Below are 25,027 nucleotides of genomic sequence, written 5' to 3' on the forward strand. Positions count from 1 at the left end.
AGAACATGTACTGAACGAGCGGGCCGACGTCGTCCCCGGTGTCACTTGAGTATCTGAGGACGGTAACTGGTGTATTTCCAGCCACCCTACGGCGCGTCCGGCGCCTACCCCCCGAAGCAGGGCATGTACAACCCGGCGTTCGAGAAGGACGCCTGCGGCCTCGCCATGGTCGCGACCCTGCGCGGCACTGCCGGGCATGACATCATCTCGCTCGCCCTCGAGGCGCTGCGAAACCTCGAGCACCGCGGGGCCATCGGCTCCGACGCAGGCACGGGTGATGGCGCCGGCATCCTGACGCAGATGCCCGACGAGTTCCTCCGCGCTGTCGTGGGGTTCGAACTCCCGCCGGTCGGCGAGTACGCCGCCGGTCTCGCCTTCCTGCCGCGCGACTCGAGCCAGCGCCGCCAGCAGAAGGCCGGCATCGAGCAGATCGCCCGCTCCGAGGGCCTGCGGGTGCTGGGCTGGCGCGAGGTCCCGACGGTCAACGAGAACCTCGGCAAGCTCGCCGATGAGGCACGTCCCGCCTTCGAGCAGCTCTTCGTGAGCGCCGGGGGAGCGACCCACGCGGATGCTCCGCTCACCGACATCGCGCTCGACCGCGTCGCGTACCGCCTGCGCAAGCGCGCGGGCCACGAGCTCGGCGCGTACTTCGTGTCGCTGTCCAGCCGCACGCTCGGCTACAAGGGCATGGTCACGACCCTGCAGCTGGAGCCGTTCTACCCCGACCTGCAGGATGAGCGCTTCGCCTCCGAGCTCGCGGTCGTGCACTCGCGCTACTCCACGAACACCTTCCCGTCGTGGCCGCTCGCACAGCCGCTGCGCATGCTCGCGCACAACGGCGAGATCAACACGGTCGGTGGCAACCGCAACTGGATGCGCGCCCGTCAGTCCCAGCTCGAGTCCGAGCTGCTCGGCGACGTCTCGCCGCTGCTGCCGATCTGCACCGACGGCGCCAGCGACTCCGCATCCTTCGACGAGGTGCTGGAGCTGCTGACGCTCACCGGTCGCAGCCTGCCGCACGCCATCATGATGATGGTTCCCGAAGCGTACGAGAAGCAGTCCGACATCACCCCGGAGCTTCGTTCGTTCTACGAGTACCACTCGAACCAGATGGAGCCGTGGGACGGTCCCGCTGCGCTCATCTTCACCGACGGCACCGTCGTGGGGGCGACCCTCGACCGCAACGGTCTGCGACCCGGCCGCTGGACCGAGACCACCGACGGCCTCGTCGTGATCGGTTCCGAGACGGGTGTGCTGCAGTTCGAGCCGGAGCGCATCAAGCGTCGGGGTCGCCTGCAGCCGGGCAAGATGTTCCTTGTCGACACCGCTCAGCAGCGGATCGTCAGCGATCAGGAGATCAAGCAGCAGCTCGCCACGCAGGAGCCGTGGCAGGAGTGGCTCGACGCCGGCGCCGTTCGGCTCGCCGACTTGCCGGAGCGCGAGCACATCGTGCACCCGCCGGCATCCATCACTCGTCGTCAGCGCACCTTCGGCTACACCGAGGAAGAGGTGCGCATCCTGCTCACCCCGATGGGGCAGACCGGCGTCGAGCCGCTCGGCGCCATGGGGTCGGACACGCCGATCGCCGTGCTCAGCAAGCGTCCGCGCCTGCTGTTCGACTACTTCACGCAGCAGTTCGCACAGGTGACCAACCCGCCGCTGGACTCGATCCGCGAAGAGGTCGTCACGAGCCTCAAGCTCGGCCTCGGACCAGAGCGCAATCTGCTGTCCTGGGGACCGGAGCACACCCGAACGGTGTCGCTCGACTTCCCGGTGATCGACAACGACGAGCTCGCGAAGATCCGCCACATCGACAAGGCGCTTCCCGACCGCTCGAGCGTCACGATCCGCGGGCTCTACCACTTCGACGCCGGCCCCCAGACGCTGGAGGATCGGCTCACCGAGATGTGCGCCGAGGTCGACGCCGCGATCGAGAGCGGCGCGGAGTTCATCATCCTGTCGGACCGCGACTCGAACAAGGACCTCGTGCCGATCCCGTCGCTGCTCATGGTGTCGGCGATCCACCATCACCTGATCCGGCGTGAGAACCGCATGAAGGTCGGCCTGATCGTTGAGGCCGGTGACGTCCGCGAGGTGCACCATGTCGCCACGCTGATCGGCTACGGCGCGTCGGCGATCAACCCGTACCTCGCGATGGAGACGGTGGAGCACCTCGTGCGCACCGGATACATCACCGGCATCTCCACCGAGAAGGCCGTCAAGAACCTGATCTACGCGCTCGGCAAGGGCGTGCTGAAGATCATGTCGAAGATGGGTATCTCCACGGTCTCGTCCTACGCAGGCGCGCAGGTCTTCGAAGCCGTCGGCCTCGGCCAGGAGTTCATCGACGCGTACTTCACCCGCACCGAGTCCAAGCTCGGCGGCATCGGGCTCGCCGAGGTGTTCGCCGAGAACCAGGCGCGGCACGACTACGCCTACCCGGAGGATGCCGCTGCGCGGGCCCATGAGCGACTGTGGACGGGCGGCGAGTACCAGTGGCGTCGCGACGGCTCACCGCACCTGTTCAGCCCGGAGACGGTGTTCAAGCTGCAGCATGCCACGCGCACCCGGCGCTACGACATCTTCCGCGAGTACACGAAGCTCGTCGACGATCAGGCTGCCGAGCTGAAGACCCTCCGCGGTCTCTTCCAGCTGCGCACCGGCACCCGCAAGCCGGTGCCGCTCGACGAGGTCGAGTCGGTGTCCGACATCGTGAAGCGCTTCTCCACCGGCGCGATGAGCTACGGCTCCATCTCCCGGGAGGCGCACGAGACCCTGGCGATCGCGATGAACCGCATCGGCGGCAAGTCGAACACGGGCGAGGGTGGCGAAGACACCGACCGCCTGGTCGACCCGGAGCGCCGCAGCTCCATCAAGCAGGTCGCGTCTGGACGCTTCGGCGTCACGAGCCTCTACCTGACCGAGGCCGATGACATCCAGATCAAGCTCGCGCAGGGTGCCAAGCCCGGCGAGGGCGGTCAGCTGCCGCCGACCAAGGTGTACCCCTGGGTGGCTCGCACACGGCACGCGACCGCAGGTGTGGGGCTCATCTCGCCGCCGCCGCACCACGACATCTACTCGATCGAAGACCTCAAGCAGCTCATCTTCGACCTGAAGCGGGCGAACCCCGAGGCGCGCATCCACACCAAACTGGTCAGCCAGTCGGGTATCGGTGCGGTGTCCGCTGGTGTCGCCAAGGCGCTCAGCGACGTGATCCTGGTCTCCGGGCACGACGGCGGTACCGGCGCCAGCCCGATGAACTCGCTCAAGCACGCGGGCACCCCGTGGGAGCTCGGCCTCGCCGAGACCCAGCAGACGCTGATGCTCAACGGCATGCGCGACCGCGTGGTCGTGCAGGTCGACGGGCAGCTCAAGACCGGCCGCGACGTCATCATCGGAGCGCTGCTCGGCGCCGAGGAGTTCGGTTTCGCGACCGCTCCGCTCGTCGTGAGCGGTTGCATCATGATGCGCGTCTGCCACCTCGACACGTGCCCGGTCGGCGTCGCGACGCAGAACCCTGCGTTGCGCGACCGCTTCACCGGCAAGCCCGAGTTCGTCGTGAACTTCATGGAGTTCATCGCCGAAGAGGTGCGCGAGCTGCTCTCCGAGCTCGGCTACCGCTCGATCGACGAGATCGTCGGCCGCGCCGACCTGCTGCAGATGAACGCGGCGGTCGACCACTGGAAGACCCAGGGTCTCGACCTCGCTCCGATCCTCGACGGCCCGGCGTTCCCGGCCGGCGAGCCGCGTCGCAACGCGCGCACGCAGGACCACGAACTCGAGAAGCACTTCGACGTGCAGCTGATCGACATCGCGGCAGGTGCGCTGCTGAACGGCGAGCCCGTCGTCGTCGAGCTGCCGATCGCCAATACGGAGCGCGCCGTCGGCACGATGCTCGGTCACCAGGTGACCTCGCGTCACGGTGCCGACGGACTCCCGCGCGGGACGATCGACGTGACGCTGCACGGCACCGCCGGGCAGTCGCTCGGCGCGTTCATGCCTCCTGGCATCGTGCTGCGTCTCGAGGGCGATGCGAACGACTACGTCGGCAAGGGCCTCTCGGGCGGTGACATCACGATCCGTCCGCCGCGCACGTCCCAGATCGCTCCGGAGGAGAACGTGATCGCCGGCAACGTGATCGGCTATGGCGCGACCTCGGGCACGATGTTCATCTCGGGTGTCGTCGGCGAGCGGTTCCTCGTGCGCAACTCCGGCGCGACCGCGGTCGTCGAGGGCGTGGGCGACCACGCGCTCGAGTACATGACCGGCGGTCTCGCGGTGATCCTCGGCACCACCGGACGCAACTTCGGTGCAGGCATGTCCGGGGGAGTGGCGTATGTCCACGCCCTCGAGACGGCGAAGGTCAACGCCCAGTCGCTCGGCAGCGGGGAACTGCTGTTGGAGCCGCTGGACCGTGCCGACCTCGAGGTGCTCCGCAGCCTGCTCGTCGAGCACGTGGAGCGCACGGCATCCCCGCTCGCGTCGAAGCTGCTCGCAGACTTCGAGACGACGGCATCCGAGTTCGTGAAGGTGCTTCCCCGCGACTTCGCCGCTGTGCGGAGCATGCGTGAGGAAGCAGTGGCCGAGGGGATCGACCCCGACGGCGACATCGTGTGGAACCGCATCCTGGAGGTGACCGGTGGCTGATCCCAAAGGCTTTCTGAAGGTGACCGAGCGGGAACTCCCCGCACGACGTCCGGTGCCGGTGCGCATCATGGACTGGAAAGAGGTCTACGAGCCCGGAGACCAGGCAGTGCTGCGCCGTCAGGCCGGCCGCTGCATGGACTGCGGTGTGCCGTTCTGCCACTCCGGCTGCCCGCTCGGCAACCTGATCCCGGAATGGAACGATCTCACCTGGCGCGGCGAGGGCCGTGCGGCGATCGATCGTCTGCACGCGACGAACAACTTCCCGGAGTTCACCGGCAGACTGTGCCCCGCGCCCTGCGAGAGCTCGTGCGTGCTCGGTATCAACCAGCCGGCCGTCACGATCAAGCAGATCGAGGTCTCCATCATCGATGAGGCCTTCGCGAAGGGCTGGGTCGAGCCGCAGCCGCCCGAGCGCCTGACCGGGAAGACGGTCGCGGTCGTCGGTTCCGGCCCCGCTGGCCTCGCCGCTGCACAGCAGCTGACCCGCGCCGGCCACACGGTCGCGGTGTTCGAGCGCGATGACCGCATCGGCGGCCTGCTGCGCTACGGCATCCCCGACTTCAAGATGGAGAAGGGGCAGCTGGAGTCGCGTCTGCGTCAGATGCAGGAAGAGGGCACGCGCTTCCGCGCTGGTGTCGAGATCGGCAAGGACATCTCCTGGTCCGATCTCCGCGCCCGTTACGACGCCGTGGTCATCGCCACCGGCTCGACCGTGCCGCGCGACCTCTCGATCCCCGGCCGCGACCTCGACGGCGTCCACTTCGCCATGGAGTACCTCGTCGAGTCGAACCATGCGGTCGCCGGCGACAAGGTGTCCGACCAGATCACGGCAGAGGGCAAGCACGTCATCGTGATCGGCGGCGGCGACACCGGTGCGGACTGCATCGGCACCGCGCACCGTCAGGGCGCGCTGAGCGTGACCAACCTCGCGATCGGCAAGCAGCCTGGCACCGAGCGACCCGACCACCAGCCGTGGCCGATGATGCCGACCGTGTTCGAGATCGCGTCAGCGCACGAGGAGGGCGGCGAGCGGATGTTCCTCGCCTCCACGGTCGAGTTCCTGTCGAACGAGGTCGGAGAGGTGCGCGCTCTGCGCGTCGCCGAGACCGAGTACATCGACGGTCGACGCGTGCCCAAGAGCGGCACCGAGCGCGAGATCCCCGCCGACCTCGTGCTCATCGCGATGGGCTTCACCGGTCCGGAGCAGGACGGCTACACGGAGGACACCCTCCCGCAGCTGACCGACCGCGGTGCATTCCGCCGCGACTCCTCGTACGAGTCCACCGTCCCCGGTGTGTTCGTCGCCGGCGACGCCGGTCGTGGGCAGTCGCTCATCGTCTGGGCCATCGCCGAGGGCCGCGCCGCGGCTGCGAACGTGGACCGGTTCCTGATGGGCACCACCGTGCTGCCTGAGCCGGTGCGTCCGAGCGATGTCGCGTTGGGCCTCCAGCCCGCGTAGGCTGAGCCGCGGCGCTTGCGCCTGTAGTACCTTCCCCCACAACTACCCTGGAGAATCTGTTGAGACGCGCGAAAATCGTCGCCACCCTGGGCCCCGCAACATCCACCTATGAGACCGTCCGTGCTCTGATCGACGCAGGTGTGGATGTCGCACGTCTGAACCTGAGCCACGGGGACTACTCCGTGCACGAGAACAACTACGCCAACGTCCGTCGCGCCGCCGACGACGCCGGCCGGGCAGTCGCGATCCTCGTCGACCTCCAGGGACCGAAGATCCGCCTCGGCAAGTTCGAGAACGGCCCGTACGAGCTGGCGGCCGGTGACATCTTCAAGATCACCACCGAGGACATCATCGGCAACAAGGACATCTGCGGCACGACCTTCAAGGGTCTGCCGCAGGACGTCAAGCCCGGTGACTTCCTCCTCATCGACGATGGCAAGGTCCGCGTCGAGGTCGTCGAGACCGACGGTGTCACCGTCACCACCAAGGTGATCGTCGCCGGAGCGGTCTCGAACAACAAGGGCATCAACCTGCCCGGCGTCGCCGTCAACGTCCCCGCGCTGAGCGAGAAGGACGAGGAAGACCTCCGTTGGGGTCTGCGCATCGGCGCCGACCTGATCGCGCTGTCGTTCGTGCGCAATGCGTCGGACGTCACCCGCGTGCACGAGATCATGGCTGAGGAGGGCATCAAGCTCCCCGTCATCGCCAAGGTCGAAAAGCCGCAGGCCGTCGATGCGCTCGAGGAGATCGTCGACGCGTTCGACTCCATCATGGTCGCCCGTGGTGACCTGGGTGTCGAGCTGCCGCTCGAGGCAGTGCCGATCGTGCAGAAGCGTGCGGTCGAGCTCGCCCGCCGCATGGCGAAGCCGGTCATCGTCGCGACGCAGATGCTCGAGTCGATGATCAACAGCCCGGTTCCGACCCGCGCCGAGACGTCTGACGTCGCCAACGCCGTCCTCGACGGTGCTGACGCCGTGATGCTCTCCGGTGAGACCAGTGTCGGCGACTACCCGGTCGTGGTCGTCGAGACCATGGCTCGCATCATCGAGTCGACCGAGGAGCACGGCCTGGAGCGCATCGCGCCCCTGACCACGAAGCCCCGCACGCAGGGTGGCGCCATCACCCTCGCCGCACTCGAGGTCGCTGAGTTCGTCGAGGCGAAGTTCCTCTGCGTGTTCACGCAGTCCGGTGACTCCGCTCGCCGCCTCTCGCGTCTGCGCTCACGCATCCCGATGATCGCCTTCACGCCGGAGCCCGACATCCGTCGCCGCATGGCACTGACCTGGGGCATCCAGTCGACGCTCGTCGACATGGTGCAGCACACCGACCTGATGTACCTGCAGGTCGATGACTACCTGCTCAGCAACGGTCTGGCCAAGGAAGGGGACAAGGTCGTCGTGATCTCCGGTTCCCCTCCCGGAATCGTCGGCTCGACGAACGACATCCGCGTCCACAAGGTCGGAGACGCCGTGAACGGCGCAGCGCCGATCTACAAGGAAGCGACCGTCTGATCTGACGGAATGGCGAAGGGGCGGAACTCCGGTTCCGCCCCTTCGTCGCATTCACGGGGGAGGAGCACGTCATCCGGATGCTGAGCAGAGCTGCGTGGTGGGTGGCGGACTACGCCTATGCCGCGTACTGGCAGGTGCGCGCCTCGTTCGGGCGCCTCGGTGCCGACTCGTTCACCTCGGGTGATCGCGCGCCGATCGTCATCCTCCCTGGCGTGTACGAGACGTGGCGATTCATGCAGCCGCTGGTCACGGCCCTGCACGATCGGGGCCATCCCGTGCATGTGCTCGATGTGCTGGCGCGCAACCGCCTGCCCCTCGTGGAGGCGGCGCAGCTGGTCACCGACTTCTTGGAGCGGGCCGACCTCTCCGGTGTGATCCTCGTGGCGCACAGCAAGGGCGGACTCGCCGGCAAGCTCGTGATGACGGGACCGGCGGCCGGACGAGTCAGAGCGATGCTCGCGATCGCCGCGCCGTTCGGTGGATCCAGGTACGCACGGCGGATGCCGGGGCGCACGCTGCGTGCGTTCTCGCCGGACGATCCCTCGATCCGGAGTCTGGCCGGGTTGCGCGACGTCAACGCCAGGATCGTCTCGGTCTATGCGGCATTCGACCCGCACATCCCGGAGGGCAGCGAACTCATCGGCGCGAAGAACGTGCGGTTGGAGACCGGGGGACACTTCCGCGTGCTCGCGCATCCGCGTGTGCTGGGCGAGCTCGCGGCTCTCGCCGATACGGGGGCCTAGGGGCACGTGCTCGTCGGCGACCTGCCCGAGGTGACAGCGCTCAACCAGCCCAACATGTCCGGCAGCGCCGCATACGCAGCGAAGCCGTGGTCGACGCCCTCGTAGCGGTGGAAGCTCACGTCCGTCTGCTGCGAGCACAGCAACGCCACGTAGTCCTCGGTCGCCGTCGGCTTCACGAGCTCATCGGCGAGTCCCTGTCCGACGAAGACGGGGACGGAGATCGGCTGCGAACCGGCGCTGTTCTCGGCGAGCATCGTCATCCACGGATCGGTGGTGGCTGGATCGCTCGTCACGTACCTGCCGATGAGGGGGTCGGCGATCGCATGGATCTCCGAGTTCTGCGAGAGCAGGCACATGGCGGCCATCTGCGGTGTCGCGGTCGTTCCGGCCGGCGTCAGGATCGCCGAGATCTGACCCTCCGGGTACCTGTCCTGATACGCGGTCTCGTAGGCGGGGATCGCGTAGGACGCGATCGTGACGCCTGAGACGTTCACGATGTCATCGCTCATCAGTTCGCCGAGGTCCGCGGCCGGTGCAGCGACTGCGACGCCGATGATGTCGAGGTCCGGCGCATAGTCGGCTGCACGCTCGGCGGCGAACAGCACCGCCTGGCCGCCCTGGGAATGCCCCCACAGCACGACGCGGTCACCGGCATCCGCTCCGTCGATCTGCTGCGCGGCACGGACCGCGTCGAGCACGCTGTTCGACTCCGGCACGCCGAGGAGATATGACGACGCAGCCTCGACCCCGAGTCCCGGGTAGTCGGTGGCGACGATCGCGTAGCCCTCGGCGAGCAGCTCATGGAGACCCTCGACGTACTGGAACGGATCGAGTCCGAGTGATGGAGCGCATTTCGCGGCGGCACCGGTCGTCGGATGACCCCATGCGACGACCGTCCGACCTTCGCGCGGCGGCGGGAGATCAGGCACGATGACGACACCGGAGACCGGCACATCATGGCCCTGCAGATCGCGCGAGTGATAGATCACCCGCCACGCCGCCGAACCGAGCGGAGCACTTGGGATGTCTTCGATTCTGATGATGTCACCGGGGTCGCCGTTCGGTACGGGGGAGGAGAGCCGGTAGAACGCCGGGTCCGTGTGCCGATCACCCTCGCCGTCGACGTATCGCCGGATCGCATCGGCTGCGAGCACGCCGGCGATCAGCGCGATCACGATGACGACACCGAGGAACACGCGACGGAACAGCCTCGTGCGGCTCCAGATGTCCGCTGTCGGGCGGGAGATCATGGGGAATGTCTACCGCATCGCGTGATCCGGCGGCACTCCATCACCTGCTCCGTCGCGCCGAGAACCCGTCGACCGCTGCTGGCGGCTGAACCGAGCCGGGGCAGTGCGCCTGTGTCTCGGGTTCTCGATCAGATGTGCCGGCGGTGGGACTCGAACCCACACGCCCTTTCGGACAAAGCATTTTGAGTGCTCCGCGTCTGCCATTCCGCCACGCCGGCTCGTGTGTCGCGACTTCGACTTTAGCGGATGCGTGCCGTCTTCCACGCCGCTGTGCGCTCGTCGTGGCCGATGCGGACAGGCACTCGACTAGGATGGATCCGTGACCGAGCAAGAACAGGCAGTCGAGCAGCCCACGTCATCCGCACCCCGACGCGTCGTCGTCGCCGAGGACGAATCGCTGATCCGTCTCGACATCGTCGAGATCCTCCGCGACAACGGCTTCGATGTCGTCGGTGAGGCCGGTGACGGCGAGACCGCCGTGGCTCTGGCGACCGAGCTGCGTCCTGACCTCGTCATCATGGATGTCAAGATGCCGCAGCTCGATGGCATCAGTGCCGCCGAGAAGCTGCATAAGGGGAACATCGCCCCGGTCGTGCTCCTCACGGCGTTCAGCCAGAAGGAACTCGTCGAGCGCGCGAGCGAAGCAGGCGCACTCGCCTACGTCGTGAAGCCGTTCACGCCGAACGACCTGCTTCCCGCGATCGAGATCGCGCTGGCACGCCACGAGCAGATCATCACGCTCGAGGCCGAGGTCGCCGACATGGTCGAGCGCTTCGAGACCCGCAAGCTGGTCGACCGTGCAAAGGGTCTTCTCAACGAGAAGATGGGGCTGAGCGAGCCCGAGGCCTTCCGCTGGATCCAGAAGGCGTCCATGGACCGCCGTCTGACGATGCAGGACGTCGCCAAGGCGATCATCGAGCAGCTCGCACCCAAGAAGTAGTCGGTGCTCCGGCTCGATGCCGAGCACCAGCTCCGCCCGGTTCGCGCCGGCGACGGTGCGGCCATGGCGCGGGCGTATCTGGCGAACCGAGAGCACCTGGCTCCCTGGGAGCCGGTTCGCGACGCGGCATTCTTCACGCCTGCGTGGCAGGAGGCCGATGTCGCGCGCTCGGTGGCCGATGCCGCGGACGGACGCAACGTCCGTTTCGTGATCGTGTCGGACGACGGCGAGATCCGAGGTCGGATGAACCTGAACAACGTCGTCCGCGGGGCGTTCCGCAACGCAGACCTTGGCTACTGGATCGATGCGACCCGGCTGCGCCGAGGACTCGCCTCCCGTGCGGTCTCAGCGACGCTGATCTTCGCTCGTGACGAGCTGATGCTGCACAGGGTGCAGGCTGCGACGCTGCTGCACAACGAGGGGTCGCAGCGGGTGCTCGCCGGCAACGGCTTCGAGCGGATCGGCATCGCGCCTCGCTACCTCTACATCGCCGGCAGCTGGCAGGACCATGTGCTGTTCCAACGGCTGCTCGACGAGCCGATCACGTCGCCTGCGGCGCGTCCTTGATCATGTTCGTGATGCGGATCGTCGAGCAGCGACGCCCCTGATCGTCGGTCACCACGATCTCGTGCACCGTGATGCTGCGTCCGAGGTGCACCGGCGTGCAGACGCCCGTCACGACACCGGAGACCGCGGATCGGGTATGGGTCGCGTTGATGTCGACGCCGACCGCGAGACGACCGGGACCAGCGTGCAGGTTGGCCGCCATCGATCCGAGCGACTCGCCGAGCACCACGTAGGCGCCGCCGTGCATCAGGCCGACCGGCTGCGTGTTGCCCTCGACCGGCATGGTCGCGACCGATCGCTCGATGCTGAATTCGGTGAACTCCATGCCCATCTTCTGGGCGAGTGCGCCCATCCCGCGGGCAGTCGCCCAGTCGAGTCCCTCGGTCGTCGAGACGTCGCTCATGAATCCTCCTCAGCGGGTGTCCGTCGTGCTCGTTAGGCTGACAGGGTGACGGACTCCGCAAAGCCTACCCTCATGGTCATCGACGGCCATTCGCTCGCCTATCGTGCCTTCTTCGCCCTGCCGGTCGAGAACTTCACGACCAAGGACAACCAGCACACGAACGCCATCTACGGCTTCCTCTCGATGCTGGTGAACCTCATCAAGGCCGAACAGCCCACCCACATGGCGATCGCCTTCGACACCTCGAGGCACTCCTTCCGCACCGACGAGTACCCCGAGTACAAGGCCACGCGCTCCGAGACGCCGCAGGAGTTCCGCGGACAGATCCCGCTGCTGCAGGACTGCCTCGCAGCGATGTCGATCCAGGTGCTCACCAAAGAGGGCATCGAGGCCGACGACATCCTCGCGACGCTGTCGTCGCAGGGCGCTGAGCAGGGCTTCGACGTGCTGGTCGTCTCCGGCGACCGCGACTCGATCCAGCTCGTCAACGACGACGTCACGTTGCTCTACCCGTCAGTGCAGGGCGTCTCGCAGCTGAAGCGCTACGACCCGACGACCGTGCAGGAGCGCTACGGCGTGCGTCCGGAGCAGTATCCGGACATCGCGGCGCTCGTCGGCGAGACCAGCGACAATCTGCCCGGTGTGCCGAAGGTGGGGGAGAAGACCGCTGTGAAGTGGCTCACCCAGTTCGGTTCACTCGACGAGCTGCTCGATCGGGCCGACGAGATCAAGGGCGTCGTCGGCGGCAACCTGCGCGATCACATCGACGACGTGCGCCGCAACCGCAAGCTGAACCGGCTGCTGACCGACGTCGAGCTGCCGCTCGCGCCGAACGACCTGGCTGTCGCGCCGATCGACGCCCAGGCCGTCCGCGACATCTTCGCCCGTCTGGAGTTCCGCACGCTGTTGCCTCGCGTCTTCGAAGCCGTCGGTGCCGGAGAGGTCGCCGACGACCCGGCATCCGTGGTCGTCCTTCCAGAGCCGGTGCAGGTCTCCGCAGCCGACTTCGTCACCTGGGCATCCGCCGTCGAGGGTGATGTCGCGGTCCGCATCGTGACGCAGGGTGGTGCGCCGGTGCGCATCGGAGCGGCGACCGAGACGGAGCTGCGAGAGACCGACTGGATCGCAGGCGACGCCGATGTGCTCAGCCGTTGGCTGGAGTCCGGTGCATCCAAGGTGCTGCACGACGCCAAGCCGCAGGTGAAGGCCCTGCTGCGCCAGGGCACGCGGCTCGGCGGACTCGCGTACGACACGAGCCTCGCAGGTTGGATGCTGCGCCCGAGCTTCCCCGACAAGACGCTCGGCGACCTCGTCGAGCGCTATCTCGGTGAGAAGCTGCCGGAGGCCGATCCCTCCCAACTCGTGCCGGAGACCGAGGGGGCGACGCCGTCGCAGGAGGCCTGGTTCATTCTGCGCGTCGCGAACGCGCTGCGTGAAGACATCCCCGAGTCCGTCGCCAAAGTGCTGGTCGACATCGAGCTGCCGACGTTGCTGACCCTCGCCGACATGGAGGTCGCGGGCGTCGCGGTCTCCCACGAGGTGCTCTCGACATTCTCCGGCGAGCTCGCGACGCGCGCCGAGGGCCTCGCGGCGGAAGCGTTCTCCGTCGTCGGCCGCGAGTTCAACCTCGGTTCGCCGAAGCAGCTGCAGGAGGTGCTGTTCGAAGACCTGCAGCTTCCGAAGACTCGCAAGACCAAGACCGGCTACTCGACGGATGCCGCAGTGCTCGCCGACCTGCAGGAGACGAACCCGCATCCGTTCCTGAGCCTGCTGCTGCAGCACCGCGAGGCGACCAAACTGCGGCAGATCATCGAATCCCTCGACTCGGCGATCGGCGAAGACCACCGGGTCCACACGACCTATGTGCAGACCGGTAGCCAGACCGGCCGGCTCTCCAGCACCGATCCGAACCTGCAGAACATCCCGGTGCGCACCGAGGAGTCGCGTCGCATCCGCAGCGCATTCCAGGTCGGCGAGGGCTACGAGGCGTTGCTGACCGCCGACTACTCGCAGATCGAGATGCGCATCATGGCGCACCTCTCCGGCGACGAGGGCCTGATCGAGGCGTTCAACAGCGGCGAAGACCTGCACCGGTTCGTGGGCGCTCGCGTGTTCGGTGTCGACCCGAGCGAGGTCACCGCCGCGATGCGCACGAAGGTGAAGGCGATGTCGTACGGCCTGGTCTACGGGCTCTCGGCCTTCGGCCTGTCCAAGCAGCTGCGCATCGAGCAGTCCGAGGCGAAGCAGCTGATGGTCGAGTACTTCGCACGCTTCGGTGCGGTGCGCGACTACCTGCGTGCCTCCGTCATGAAGGCCAAGGAAGTCGGCTACACCGAGACGATCTTCGGCCGCCGGCGCCCGTTCCCCGACCTGGCCAGCCCGAACCGGGTGCTCCGTGAGAACGCAGAGCGCGCAGCGCTGAACGCACCGATCCAAGGCAGCGCGGCCGACATCATGAAGATCGCGCTGTTGCACATCCATGCCGACCTCCAGGCCGAAGGCCTCGCCTCACGTGCGCTGCTCCAGATCCACGATGAGCTCGTGGTCGAGGTGGCGCCAGGGGAGTGGGACGCGGCCGAGCGGATCGTTCGGGCGCGCATGGGCGACGCGGCAGACCTGACCGTGCCGCTCGACGTGCAGGTGGGCCGCGGCAAGGACTGGAACGAGGCCGCGCACTGACGCGGCACCGTCCCGATTCGGCGCAGCGCGGTTCCGACACGAGCGATATATCAACTCCTGCGGTGGCGGAGGGGCGGGATTAGGGTGGAGTCCATGACTTCATCCCCTCGTACTCCCTCCGCCATCGACAAGGTCGCCGATGAATGGGTCGACACGATCGCTGTGCTCGCCCCGACGCTCGGCACCTACATCGGGCGCGACGAGGTCAACGACCAGTTCGGCGATCTGAGTCCCGCCGGGCACGAGGAGATCGCCACCGCGACGCGCAAGACGCTCGGGGCGCTCAATGCCCTCGAGCCGGTCGACGCGATCGACGAGGTCACCAAGGCCGACCTGAGTTCCGAGCTCGGTCTCGACCTCGAGTTCCATGATGCGCGGTGGCACCTGCGCGACCTGAACGTGATCGCCTCGGCGGCACAGGATGTGCGTTCCGCATTCGACCTCATGCCCACCTCGACGGCGGACGACTGGTCCGTCATCGCGACGCGTCTCGCCGCAGTGCCCGGCGCACTGCGCGGCTACGTCGCGACGCTGCGCGCTGGCATCGCCGAGGGCGTGACGCCCGCGCGACGCCAGGTCGTCGAGGTCGCCACGCAGATCGATCGGTACACGGCAGACGACGGCTTCTTCGCGGCGTTCGTGGCCGACGCCGCGCCCGACGAGGGACAGTTGCCGGCATCCCTCGCACGCACCCTGGCAGACAACTCCGCTGCCGCTCGTGTCGCGTACGGCGAGCTGCGTCGCTTCCTCGCCGAGGAACTCGCCCCGGCCGCGAGTGAGACGGATGCTGTCGGTCGCGAGCTCTACGCCCTGCACTCCCGCCGCTTCCTCGGCGCCACGATCGATCTCGACGAGACCTACGAGTGGGGCCGCGAGGAGCTGGCGCGCATGGTCGCCGAACAGACGGCGATCGCGAACGAGATCCTTCCCGGCGCCTCGGTCGAAGAGGCCGTCGCGCATCTCGAAGCGGATCCCGCGCGCAAGCTCGTCGGCACCGACGCGCTCCAGCGGTGGATGCAGGAGACCAGCGACCGCGCCGTCGCCGAGCTCGGTGCTTCGCACTTCGACATCCCCGAGGCGATCCGCACGCTCGAGTGCATGATCGCGCCGACGCAGGAAGGCGGGATCTATTACACCGGTCCCACCGACGACTTCTCTCGCCCCGGTCGCATGTGGTGGTCGGTGCCCGAAGGCGTCACCGAGTTCGACACGTGGCGCGAGCTGACGACGGTCTACCACGAGGGCGTTCCAGGACACCACCTGCAGATTGCGCAGGCCGTGCACAACCGCGCCGAACTCAACTCGTGGCGCCGGCTGCTCGCCGGCACCTCGGGTCACGCCGAGGGGTGGGCGCTGTACGCCGAGCGTCTGATGCAGCAGCTGGGCTATCTCGACGACCCGGCAGATCGACTCGGCATGCTCGACGGGCAGCGCATGCGCGCGGCCCGTGTGGTGCTCGACATCGGCGTGCACCTGGGCAAGCCGCGGCTGGAGGGCGATGGCGTGTGGGATGCTCCGTACGCGCTCGACTTCATGCGTAAGAACGTGAACATGTCGGATCAGTTCGTGCAGTTCGAGGTCAACCGCTATCTCGGCTGGCCAGGACAGGCGCCGTCGTACAAGGTCGGTCAGCGCATCTGGGAGCAGGTCCGCGACGCGGTGCAGGCCGCCGAAGGCGACGACTTCTCGTTCAAGGCGTTCCACAAGCGTGCGCTCGATATGGGCGGCGTCGGGCTCGACACGCTCCGCACCGCACTGCTTCCGCGATGAGGGAATGCCTCAGCTCCGACCGGTGTTCATTCACGTGAATGGAAAGGGCTGACATGGCTATCGAATTCGGACTGGACACCTTCGGCGACATCACCCGTGATGCGGACGGCCAGCTGCTGAGCGGAGCGCAGACGATCCGCAACGTCGTCGCGCAAGCTGAGATGGCAGACTCCGTCGGCGTCGACTTCTTCGGGGTGGGGGAGCACCACCGCAAGGAGTTCGCGGTCTCGTCTCCCGAAATGGTGCTCGCTGCGATCGCTGCACGCACGGAGCGCATCCGACTCGGCACCGCAGTGACGGTGCTGTCATCCGATGACCCCGTGCGCGTCTTCGAGCGCTTCTCGACCCTCGACGCCATCTCGAACGGTCGCGCAGAGGTGGTGCTCGGACGCGGCTCGTTCATCGAGTCCTTCCCCCTGTTCGGCTACGACCTCCGCGACTACGACGCGCTCTTCGAGCAGAAGCTCGAGTTGTTCGTCGAACTCCTGAAGGAGGAGCCGGTCACCTGGTCCGGCACGATGCGGGCGTCGCTCGACAACGCCAACGTGTTCCCCAAGACCGAGAACGGCCTCCGCACCTGGGTGGGCGTCGGAGGCAGCCCTGAATCGGTGGTCCGCGTGGCCAGGCACGGCCTCGGTCTCATGCTCGCGATCATCGGTGGCTCGGCTGCGCGGTTCCGGCCGTTCGTCGACCTGTATCACCGTTCGGTCGCGTCGTTCGGCACGACCTCGCACCCGATCTCGGTGCACTCGCCCGGCCACATCGCCGATACGGATGCCGAGGCATGGGACGCCGCATATTCGGGCTTCGAGGCGATGAACAACACGATCGGCGCAGAGCGCGGGTGGCCGCCCTATAGCCGTGCCCGCTTCCAGAACGACATCGGCCCTGAGGGCGCGATCTACGCGGGCTCGCCGGATCGCGTCGCGGCGAAGATCGCCGACACCATCACGACGCTCGGCCTCGGCCGTTTCGACCTCAAGTATGCGACCGGGACGCTGTCGCATGAGGCGATGATGCGCAGCATCGAGCTCTACGGCAGCGAAGTCATCCCGCGGGTGCGCGCACTGCTCGACGCACGCTCCTGATCCGTCATCGGAGAGTCGCCCGCATGCGGGCGGCTCTACGATGAGGAACATGGCCAACACCGCCCTGCCGAGCCGCGCGTCGCTCGCAGCGAGACTCGACGAGCTGCCGTTCACACGGCGGCATTTCCGGCTCCTCGGCGGCTCGGGGGTCGGGTGGGCGCTCGACGCCATGGACGTGGGGCTGATCTCGTTCATCCTCGCCGCGCTCACGCAGCAGTGGGACCTGACGAAGGGCGAGGCCGGGTGGATCGCCTCGGTCGGCTTCATCGGCATGGCGCTGGGCGCCACGCTCGGCGGACTCCTGGCTGACCGCTTCGGACGACGCCAGGTCTTCGCGCTGACGTTGCTGATCTACGGCGTCGCCACCGGCGCCAGTGCCCTCGTCGGTGGCATCGCAGCGCTGCTCGTGCTCCGCTTCCTGGTGGGACTCGGGCTCGGCGCCGAGCTTCCCGTCGCCTCGACCTATGTGAGCGAGTTCGCTCCGGCTCGCATTCGTGGACGCCTGATCGTCATCCTCGAGGCATTCTGGGCACTCGGGTGGACAGCCGCCGCGCTGATCGGGTTCTTCGTCATCCCGGCGTCCGAGGACGGCTGGCGCTGGGCGTTCGCGCTCGGTGCCATCCCCGCCGTCTATGCGCTGATCGTCCGCTGGGGCCTGCCGGAGTCGCCGCGCTGGCTCGCATCGAAAGGCCGCATCGCCGAGGCCGACCGCATCGTGTCCGAGTTCGAAGCGGATGCCGGCATCGTCCACGGCCCGGCGATCCGCAAGGAGCCGCAGTCCCGGCCCATCGCCGTCACCGCACGGGCCAGGGTCACGACACTCTGGAGTCGTGAGTTCCGGGTCCGAACCCTCTGCCTCTGGGTCGTGTGGTTGTGTGTGAACTTCGCCTACTACGGGGCGTTCATCTGGATCCCGAGCATCCTCGTCGACGCGGGGTTCGATCTCGTCCGGTCCTTCGGCTTCACGCTCATCATCACGCTGGCGCAGCTTCCCGGGTACGCCGTCGCCGCGTGGCTGATCGAGGTGTGGGGCCGACGCACGACACTCTCGGTCTTCCTGGTCGGCTCTGCGGTCTCGGCCGTGTTCTTCGGGACGGCATCTACCGAGGGCGCGATCATCGCCTCCGGCATGGCGTTGTCGTTCTTCAACCTCGGTGCGTGGGGTGCGCTGTACGCGGTGACCCCGGAGGTCTATCCGACGTCGTTGCGGGGGACCGGTGCGGGGTGGGCGGCCGGCGTGGGCCGGATCGCCTCGATCATCGCTCCGCTTGCTGTCCCGGCGCTGCTGCTCGCCGGTGGCGCGCCGCTGCTCTTCGTCATCTTCGGTGCGTGCTTCCTCGTCGCGGCTGCCGCCGCGTGGGGGCTGCAGGATCGTGGCGGCGTCGCCCTCGACGATCGATGAGAGCGGTCGGCGCCTCCAGCAGGAATAGGCTGGGCGGGTGACAGACGTACGCTACGTGGCCATCGGCGATTCCTTCACGGAAGGAGTCGGCGACGTGCTGCCGGACGGCAGCGAACGCGGCTGGGCCGATCTGGTGGCACAGGGCTGGGCGGATGCCGCAGGGCACCCGATCCAGTACGCGAACCTCGCGATCCGCGGCAGGCTCGCCTGGCCGATCGTCGACGAGCAGCTCGAGTTCGCGCTCGCCCTGCACCCGACGCACCTGTCGTTCAACGGAGGCGGGAACGACATGCTCCGTCCGCGCGCGGATCTCGAGCACGTCGCGGATGCTTTCAGTCGAGTGCTGCGCCGCTGCGACGAGGAGGGCGTGACGGTGATCCTGCTGTCGGGTGCGAACCCGAGCGCACAGCTGCCGATGGGCGACCTGGTGCAGCGACGCGGCGACCAGCTCTCCGAAGCGGTGCTGCGTCGCATCGAGGATCGACCCGACGTCGTGCAAGCGCTGAACTGGCCGGACACCGAGCTCTCCCGCAGTGTGTACTGGTCCGCGGACCGTCTGCACATGAATGCGGCAGGACATCATCGAGTCGCCGCCCGCGTGCTGCAGGCGCTGGACCTCGAGCCGCCGGCGAGCTGGTGGTCACTGCCTGACGCGTTCGCCGCTGGCCCTGCCGGATTCGCCTACTACCGGCAATTCGTCGGACCGTGGGTCAAGCGCCGGGTGACGCGCACCTCGTCAGGAGACGGCCGCACTGCGAAGTATCCGGTCTGGGTCGAGCGGTCGCCCGCGTGAGGGCGTCGGATCAGTCGATCGTCGCTGCCGCATGAGCGATATCCAGCTGCAGCGCATCGCTGCGGGTGCGGTGACGCTGCACGATGCACGACGGAAGGTCCAACGGACGGTCGTGCTGGAGACCTTCGAGATCGGCGTGTATGCGGTCACCGAGGACCAGATGGCCGAGGTGCTCGGGGTCGCATCCAGACACCCGGACCGCCCTGCCGTCGACGTCAGCTGGTTGCGAGCCGTTCACTTCTGCAACGCCGCTTCGGAGTGGGAGGGACTCGACCAGGTCTACTTCTTCGACGGCGAGCAGGTCACGTGGGACGTCACGGCTGACGGCTATCGGCTTCCCACCGAGGCAGAGTGGGAGTTCGCCTGCCGCGCCGGATCGGTCGGACCGCACTACGCGCCACTCGCGGACGCCGCCTGGACCAGCGCGGACGGCGTATCAGGCCCGCAGAACGTCGGCGGCAGGATCCCGAACCTGAACGGGCTCTTCGACACCCTCGGCAACGTGTGGGAATGGTGCTGGGACCTCCTCGACCCGGCCCGGTACGACGACTATCGTGTGTTCCGCGGCGGCGGCTTCGCGGATGACGCCTGGAGCGTTCGCGCGTCGGTTCGACGCGGGGGAGCGCCACGCCTGCAACAGGACGACGTGGGCCTGCGGCTGGCTCGCGGTGCCTTCGACACACCCGGGCTCGCACAGGGCTGGTCGGCCGCCGCCGATCTCGAACGCGCAGCGTTCGACGGTCCGGTTCCGGTGGGGTGGACGCCGCTCCGACGGTGAAGGCGAAGCGCCCGGGCACCGGCGTTTTGGCCCGGAACCGGCTCGACTGGGAAGCTGGAGACATGGCCGCACCGTTCTCGCTCATCGTCTCTCAGGGCCGCGTGGCCGATCGTACGGATGGCGCCCTCGTCGGCGCCCGACGAACTGCGTCTGCACTCGGAGCGCTGCTCGGACTCACGCCGACGATCGTCGGCGAACCCACCCCGGCGGTGACGGACGACTGGACGGTCGCCCTGCCGCAGGCGGCCGCCACCCTCGCGGGGCTCCGCGATGTCGTCCGCGAGTCGATCGACGCCGGAAGCATCCCGCTGCTCGCGACCAACACGTGCGCTGCGAGCCTCGGCACGCTCCCGACGGTCGCCCAGCGGCATCCGGACGCCGTCGTGCTCTGGATCGACGCGCACGGCGACTTCAACACACCGGACACCACCGACTCCGGCTACCTGGGCGGCATGGTGCTCGCCGCGGCGTGCGGGCTCTGGGACAGCGGCCATGGCGCGGGGCTGGATCCGACCCAGGTCATCGTCGTCGGTGGGCGGGACATCGATCCGGCCGAGAGCGAGCTGCTCGCAGATGCCGGCGTCACGGTGCTGCCTCCTGCCGAGAGCACCCCTGAGCGGCTGCTCGAACTCATCGACGGCCGGCCGGTCTGGATCCACGTCGACTGGGACGTACTCGAACCCGGCTATATCCCTGCTGCGTACCAGGTGGATGCGGGACTGCGTCCGCATGAGGTCGCGGCGCTGTTCGCGGCGATCCCCATCGAGTCGGTGCGCGGTGTCGAGCTCGCCGAATTCGAGGCAGGCGACGCGGACGTCCCTGAGCACGTGAGCATCGAGCTCATCATCGAGACCTTCCAACACCTGCTGCGGCAGCTAGCGGCGACGAGGGCGCTCAGGGTCGAGACCGACGCGTATCCGGGTGCGCTTGCGCTCGATGATGATGAAGACGACGCCGATGATCCACAGCGGCACCGGCATCAGGAACGCGATTCGGAACGCGTCGAGTGTGTACGTCTCGGGTGTTCCTGCGCCCTGGATGTCGAGCGCGAGCCCGATCAGGAAGATCGCGATGAGCGCGGCGATGAACCCGCCGGCGTTCGTCAGCCCCGTCGCCGTGCTGAGCCGATGCGAGGGGTTGTGGGTTCGCGCGTGGTCGAACGCGATCATCGACGCAGGGCCGCCGGTCGCGATCGCGACGGCGAGCAGATACAGCATCCAGATCGGAGCCGGACCGGGCATCGCGATCACCATCAGCCACGCCGCCATCTGCACACCCACGGCCGGGAGCACCAGTGCAAGCGAGCGGTGGTTGGGCAGGCGCCGTGACAGGTCGCCGATGATGGGGCCCATCGCCATGCCCGCGACCACGTAGACCGAGATGATGCCGGCCGCGTGCGCGGAGTCGAGCCCCTGAGCGGCGGTGAGGAACGGCATCCCCCAGAGCAGCACGAACGCGGTGCCGGCGAACGGTGTCGTGAAATGCGACCAGAATGCCAGACGGGTACCGGGGTGCGCCCACGCGGCGCGGATGCCGACGCCGGTGTCGATCGCCGAGGTCACGACACGGATCACACCGGTATCGGTGTTCACGGTGACGTCGGCGCCGCGCTCTGCCGGGTGATTGCGGATCACGAGCGCCACCAGGATCGTGAACAGCACCCCGAGTCCTGCGATGCTCCCGAACGTGATCGACCAGCTCGTGGCATGCAGGAGCGCGGCGACCGGCACGAGCGCGATGAGCTGTCCGGCCTGACCGAGGATGCCGGTGAACTGCACCATGAGCGGGCCGCGCTGTGCGGGGAACCAGGTCGCGACGAGACGGAGAACGGCTGGGAAGATCGCCGCATCTCCTGCGCCGAGCAGCACACGAGCGATGATCGCGACGCCGATGCTGGGGGAGAGGGCCATGGTGAGCTGGCCGGCCGCCATCAGCAGCATCCCGATGGTCATGATCGGCCGTGAGCCGAACCGGTCGAGGAGCACACCGATCGGAATCTGCATGCCGCCATACACCGCGAGCTGCACCACGGCGAAGAGCGCGAGCGTGGAGGCATCCGCCTGGAATCGGTCAGCCGCCTCGACGCCGACGGCGCCGAGCGAGGTGCGGTTCGTGATCGCGAGCACGTAGGCGGCGACACCGACCGACCAGATCACCCAGGCTCGCCATCCCGGCGTCGAGACGGGGGAGAGGGGGACGCGCTGCACCCTTCAACGCTACTCCTGGTCGTCATCCCTCGATTCCACGGACAGTCACGGACTGACAGCAGAGAGCCCCGCCGACCGTGTGGTCGACGGGGCTCCGGTGATGCTGGGTGGGCTCAGCCTGCGCAGAGCGTGCCGATGGCGGTCGCCGACTCCTGCACGTCAGCGGAGACGCTGGCCCATTCGGATACAGCGCTCGGATCGTGATCGATCAGAACCTTCGAGAGGACGTCACGCATGGCGCCGAAGTCCTCGTAGATCGCCGACACAGCTTCCTTCACCTCGGGATTCGCAATGGATTCGGCGGCGGTACCGATGGCATCGACGGACTGCGTGAACGTGTCGATCGTGCCCTGCGGGTCTGCTGTCGCGGTGGTCATGTCGATCGACGTGAGGTCCTTGGTGGCGTCCTGCACTTGAGCGGCAGCGCTGGCGCACGCGTCGGCGATGCTCTGGTCGGAGCTCTCCGCTGTGGGAGCAGCAGTCTGGTTCGAGGACGCGGTGTCCTCTGGGGCGCCGGGCGTTCCGGAACATGCCGTGAGACCGAGCACGGCGACGGCTGCGATCGTCAGGGCTGCGAGACGACGGTTCATGAAATTCCCCCTTCAAGGGCGCTGTCATCCGACAGCACCGGTTTGCAAACGGCAGTCAGTCAACCACATCGCTCTGACGTCATGCTCGTGCCACTCGCTCAGTCGCTCTGTTCCGTGGTCGCCGCGGGCGTTCGGCGCACGACGAGTGAGAGCAGCGCGGCGATCGCGCAGAGGGCTGCACCACCCCACCATGCGTAGGTATACGTGCCGAAGGTGTCGCGGATCACGCCGGCGCCGAGTGCGGCGACAGCTGCCCCGATCTGGTGCGCCGCGAAGACCCAGCCGAACACGATGGTGCCGCGGTCGCCGAAGATCTCACGGCACAACACCGCGGTCGGCGGCACGGTCGCCACCCAGTCCAGTCCGTAGATCACGATGAACAGCACCATGCTCGGATGCACCACATCAGACAGGAGCCAGGGGAGGAGCACGAGTCCGACGCCCCGGAACGCGTAATACGTGACGAGCAGGATGCGCGGATCGAAGCGATCGGTGAGCCAGCCGGATGCGATCGTGCCCGCGATGTCGAAGATGCCGACGACGGCGAGGAGGCCCGCCGCCGTCGTGGTGGCCATGCCATGGTCGTGCGCAGAGGGGATGAAGTGGATGCCGATCAGGCCGTTCGTGGTCGCGCCGCAGATCGCGAACGCGAAAACCAGAGCCCAGAACGAGGGCTTCTTGGATGCGAACCGCAGCCCGTCGAGCGCTCGCACGGCAGCGTTCCCGGTGGCTCGCGCCGGCGGAGTGAAGGTCGCGGGATCAGCGCCGAGGGGGAGAACACCACGGTCCTCCGGATGATCGCGCAGCACCAGCCAGACGACCGGCACCGCGGCTAGTGCGACCGCGGCGACGAGCAGGGAGGCGGCCCGCCAACCGGCGCTTTCTGCAAGCGCGGCGACGGGGTGGCAGGAAGATGAGCTGTCCGGTGGCCGATCCGGCGGTCAGGATGCCCATCACGAGTCCGCGCCGTTGCACGAACCACCGGTTCGCGATCGTCGCGGCGAACACGAGCGCCATCGATCCGGTGCCGAGACCGATGAGCACGCCCCAGAAGAGCAGCAACTGCCAGGACGCGGTCATCAGGATGCTGCCGCCGGCGCCGAGTGCGACGAGAGTCAGCGCTGAGGCGACGACCTGCCGGATGCCGAACCGGTCCATCAGGGCGGCCGCGAACGGCGCGGTGAGCCCGTACAGGAGGAGGTTGATGCTGACCGCGAGCGACATGACCGTGGTCGACCAGCCGAACTCTTCGTGCAGCGGCACCATCAACGCACCAGGTGCCGCTCGGAATCCGGCGGCAGCGAGCAGGGCGAGGAATGCGACAGCGGCAACCCACCATGCGGGATGCACGCGGTGTGGTCTCATGCGATCGACCGGTGGTTCAGCGGGTGTGCGTCGGTCATCGCGGCCTGTTCTCATCATGGACGAGCAAACTCAATCAAGTCGGAGTCGCCTCGCCAGACTTCAGCTTTGCCCTGATAGCAGCGAAAGCGCCCGACCACCCGCTGGCCAATGCCGCGAACATCGCGCTGGCCGCGGCCATGTGAGCACCAGACGCATGGGCGGCGGCGAACCCGAACCAGACAATCGCAGCGCCCACACCGACGATCGCGACGACATTGACGAGCCGCGCCGTCAGCTCCAGCCGATGAACGTTGTGAACGCTCACTTCACGTCCTCGAAGCATTGAATCCATAGGCCAACTGCACCACATTCCCCTGAAGACGGACATTGGCTACGGCTCGCTCATTGTCAGACACGCCCTAGGCAGGATGTTGCGGGCCGAGGGGAGCGGATGACAGCTCGCCCGCAGCATCGCCCTTGAGTTCGATGAGGATGGAGTGCGTCGGCGTCGTGCCGGTGTTCTCGCCGGCGTGACGCTGGGACGGCAACCAGACGGCCTGTCCAGCGGTGAGCGCCGTGTCGAATGTCCGTTCGCCGGCCGTCAGTCGACGCGAGAAGTCACTGAGCGTGACCATGACGCTGTTCGGATGATCGTGCGGGGTCGTCCGATCTCCAGGCTCATCGGTGTACTCGAGGACGCGCACGAAGTCGTTCTCCCAGAGCGTGCGGTAGTGATCAGGATTCGTGACCGTGGGATCGTCGGTGATCATGTCGCGACACTACGCCTGCATCGGCGAACGCATCAGGGGGACTTCCGGCCGGGGAGGTGCCCGATTTCACCAGACTGACGTCCCTT

18 protein-coding genes, 1 tRNA gene and 2 pseudogenes are annotated in these 25,027 nt (G+C 67.6%); 13 read left to right on the top strand and 8 right to left on the bottom strand.

What is annotated here, in order from left to right; translation table 11 throughout:
• The first annotated feature begins 123 nt into the window (after positions 1–123).
• From gltB to RS83_RS14915, 4 genes are all read left to right on the top strand, one after another.
• The gene (gene gltB, locus RS83_RS14900) at positions 124–4,647 is read left to right on the top strand and encodes a glutamate synthase large subunit (protein ID WP_156153252.1); all 4,524 of its coding nucleotides are present in this window, start codon (positions 124–126) and stop codon (positions 4,645–4,647) included.
• Positions 4,640–6,106, top strand: coding sequence for a glutamate synthase subunit beta (locus tag RS83_RS14905; RefSeq protein WP_045280278.1), 1,467 nt, complete (start codon positions 4,640–4,642; stop codon positions 6,104–6,106). Before gltB ends, RS83_RS14905 begins: the two co-directional genes overlap by 8 nt.
• 59 nt (positions 6,107–6,165) lie before the next feature.
• On the top strand, positions 6,166–7,617 hold the full coding sequence (gene pyk / locus RS83_RS14910; protein ID WP_045280279.1) for a pyruvate kinase: 1,452 nt from the start codon (positions 6,166–6,168) through the stop codon (positions 7,615–7,617).
• A gap of 77 nt (positions 7,618–7,694) precedes the next feature.
• Positions 7,695–8,360 (top strand): esterase/lipase family protein, encoded by a 666-nt coding sequence (locus RS83_RS14915; RefSeq protein WP_045280280.1) that lies wholly within the window; start codon positions 7,695–7,697, stop codon positions 8,358–8,360.
• Here the strand turns inward: RS83_RS14915 and RS83_RS14920 are convergent.
• Together RS83_RS14920 and RS83_RS14925 are read right to left on the bottom strand one after the other, a co-directional pair.
• A complete protein-coding gene (locus tag RS83_RS14920) occupies positions 8,357–9,610 on the bottom strand; it encodes an alpha/beta fold hydrolase (protein ID WP_045280281.1) in 1,254 nt (417 codons plus the stop codon). The two genes, RS83_RS14915 and RS83_RS14920, sit on opposite strands and share 4 nt — an antisense overlap.
• A gap of 135 nt (positions 9,611–9,745) precedes the next feature.
• Positions 9,746–9,828 (bottom strand) — tRNA-Leu (locus RS83_RS14925).
• Positions 9,829–9,929: 101 nt separating this feature from the next.
• Here RS83_RS14925 and RS83_RS14930 point away from each other — a divergent pair.
• A complete protein-coding gene (locus tag RS83_RS14930; RefSeq protein ID WP_045280282.1) occupies positions 9,930–10,550 on the top strand; it encodes an ANTAR domain-containing response regulator in 621 nt (206 codons plus the stop codon).
• 3 nt (positions 10,551–10,553) lie between these two features.
• Positions 10,554–11,117 carry a GNAT family N-acetyltransferase gene (locus tag RS83_RS14935; RefSeq protein ID WP_045280283.1) on the top strand — a complete coding sequence of 188 codons (564 nt, stop codon included), beginning with the start codon at positions 10,554–10,556 and terminating at the stop codon, positions 11,115–11,117.
• Here RS83_RS14935 and RS83_RS14940 read toward each other — a convergent pair.
• Entirely contained in the window at positions 11,092–11,520 is a 429-nt protein-coding gene (locus RS83_RS14940) for a hotdog fold thioesterase (protein ID WP_045280284.1), read from the bottom strand. The two genes, RS83_RS14935 and RS83_RS14940, sit on opposite strands and share 26 nt — an antisense overlap.
• A gap of 45 nt (positions 11,521–11,565) precedes the next feature.
• Between RS83_RS14940 and polA the strand changes: the two genes are divergently transcribed.
• The 7 genes and pseudogenes from polA to RS83_RS18595 form a co-directional block, all read left to right on the top strand.
• On the top strand, positions 11,566–14,199 hold the full coding sequence (gene polA / locus RS83_RS14945) for a DNA polymerase I (protein WP_045280285.1): 2,634 nt from the start codon (positions 11,566–11,568) through the stop codon (positions 14,197–14,199).
• A 93-nt stretch (positions 14,200–14,292) separates the two neighbouring features.
• The gene (locus RS83_RS14950) at positions 14,293–15,969 is read left to right on the top strand and encodes a DUF885 domain-containing protein (RefSeq protein WP_045280286.1); all 1,677 of its coding nucleotides are present in this window, start codon (positions 14,293–14,295) and stop codon (positions 15,967–15,969) included.
• Positions 15,970–16,022: 53 nt separating this feature from the next.
• Entirely contained in the window at positions 16,023–17,057 is a 1,035-nt protein-coding gene (locus RS83_RS14955; protein ID WP_045280287.1) for an LLM class flavin-dependent oxidoreductase, read from the top strand.
• A gap of 49 nt (positions 17,058–17,106) precedes the next feature.
• Positions 17,107–18,459, top strand: coding sequence for an MFS transporter (locus RS83_RS14960; RefSeq protein ID WP_156153224.1), 1,353 nt, complete (start codon positions 17,107–17,109; stop codon positions 18,457–18,459).
• 37 nt (positions 18,460–18,496) lie between these two features.
• Positions 18,497–19,252 (top strand): SGNH/GDSL hydrolase family protein, encoded by a 756-nt coding sequence (locus RS83_RS14965; RefSeq protein ID WP_045280289.1) that lies wholly within the window; start codon positions 18,497–18,499, stop codon positions 19,250–19,252.
• 31 nt (positions 19,253–19,283) lie between these two features.
• A complete protein-coding gene (locus RS83_RS14970; RefSeq protein ID WP_045280290.1) occupies positions 19,284–20,030 on the top strand; it encodes a formylglycine-generating enzyme family protein in 747 nt (248 codons plus the stop codon).
• A gap of 62 nt (positions 20,031–20,092) precedes the next feature.
• Positions 20,093–20,818: pseudogene (locus tag RS83_RS18595) on the top strand (arginase family protein); the annotation flags it as partial.
• A gap of 87 nt (positions 20,819–20,905) precedes the next feature.
• Here the strand turns inward: RS83_RS18595 and RS83_RS14975 are convergent.
• The 5 genes and pseudogenes from RS83_RS14975 to RS83_RS14995 form a co-directional block, all read right to left on the bottom strand.
• The gene (locus tag RS83_RS14975; protein WP_045280291.1) at positions 20,906–22,237 is read right to left on the bottom strand and encodes an MFS transporter; all 1,332 of its coding nucleotides are present in this window, start codon (positions 22,235–22,237) and stop codon (positions 20,906–20,908) included.
• A 113-nt stretch (positions 22,238–22,350) separates the two neighbouring features.
• Positions 22,351–22,827, bottom strand: a complete 477-nt coding sequence (locus RS83_RS14980) for a hypothetical protein (RefSeq protein ID WP_045280292.1) — start codon at positions 22,825–22,827, stop codon at positions 22,351–22,353.
• 98 nt (positions 22,828–22,925) lie between these two features.
• Positions 22,926–24,192: pseudogene (locus tag RS83_RS18850) on the bottom strand (MFS transporter).
• A 73-nt stretch (positions 24,193–24,265) separates the two neighbouring features.
• Positions 24,266–24,496: a hypothetical protein gene (locus RS83_RS14990; protein WP_045280293.1), complete on the bottom strand. Its 231-nt coding sequence runs from the start codon at positions 24,494–24,496 to the stop codon at positions 24,266–24,268.
• A 94-nt stretch (positions 24,497–24,590) separates the two neighbouring features.
• Positions 24,591–24,941, bottom strand: coding sequence for a cupin domain-containing protein (locus RS83_RS14995; protein WP_045280294.1), 351 nt, complete (start codon positions 24,939–24,941; stop codon positions 24,591–24,593).
• Positions 24,942–25,027: the final 86 nt, after the last annotated feature.

Origin of the sequence: Microbacterium oxydans (assembly GCF_000956525.1) — a bacterium.
Lineage (GTDB): Bacteria > Actinomycetota > Actinomycetes > Actinomycetales > Microbacteriaceae > Microbacterium > Microbacterium oxydans_A.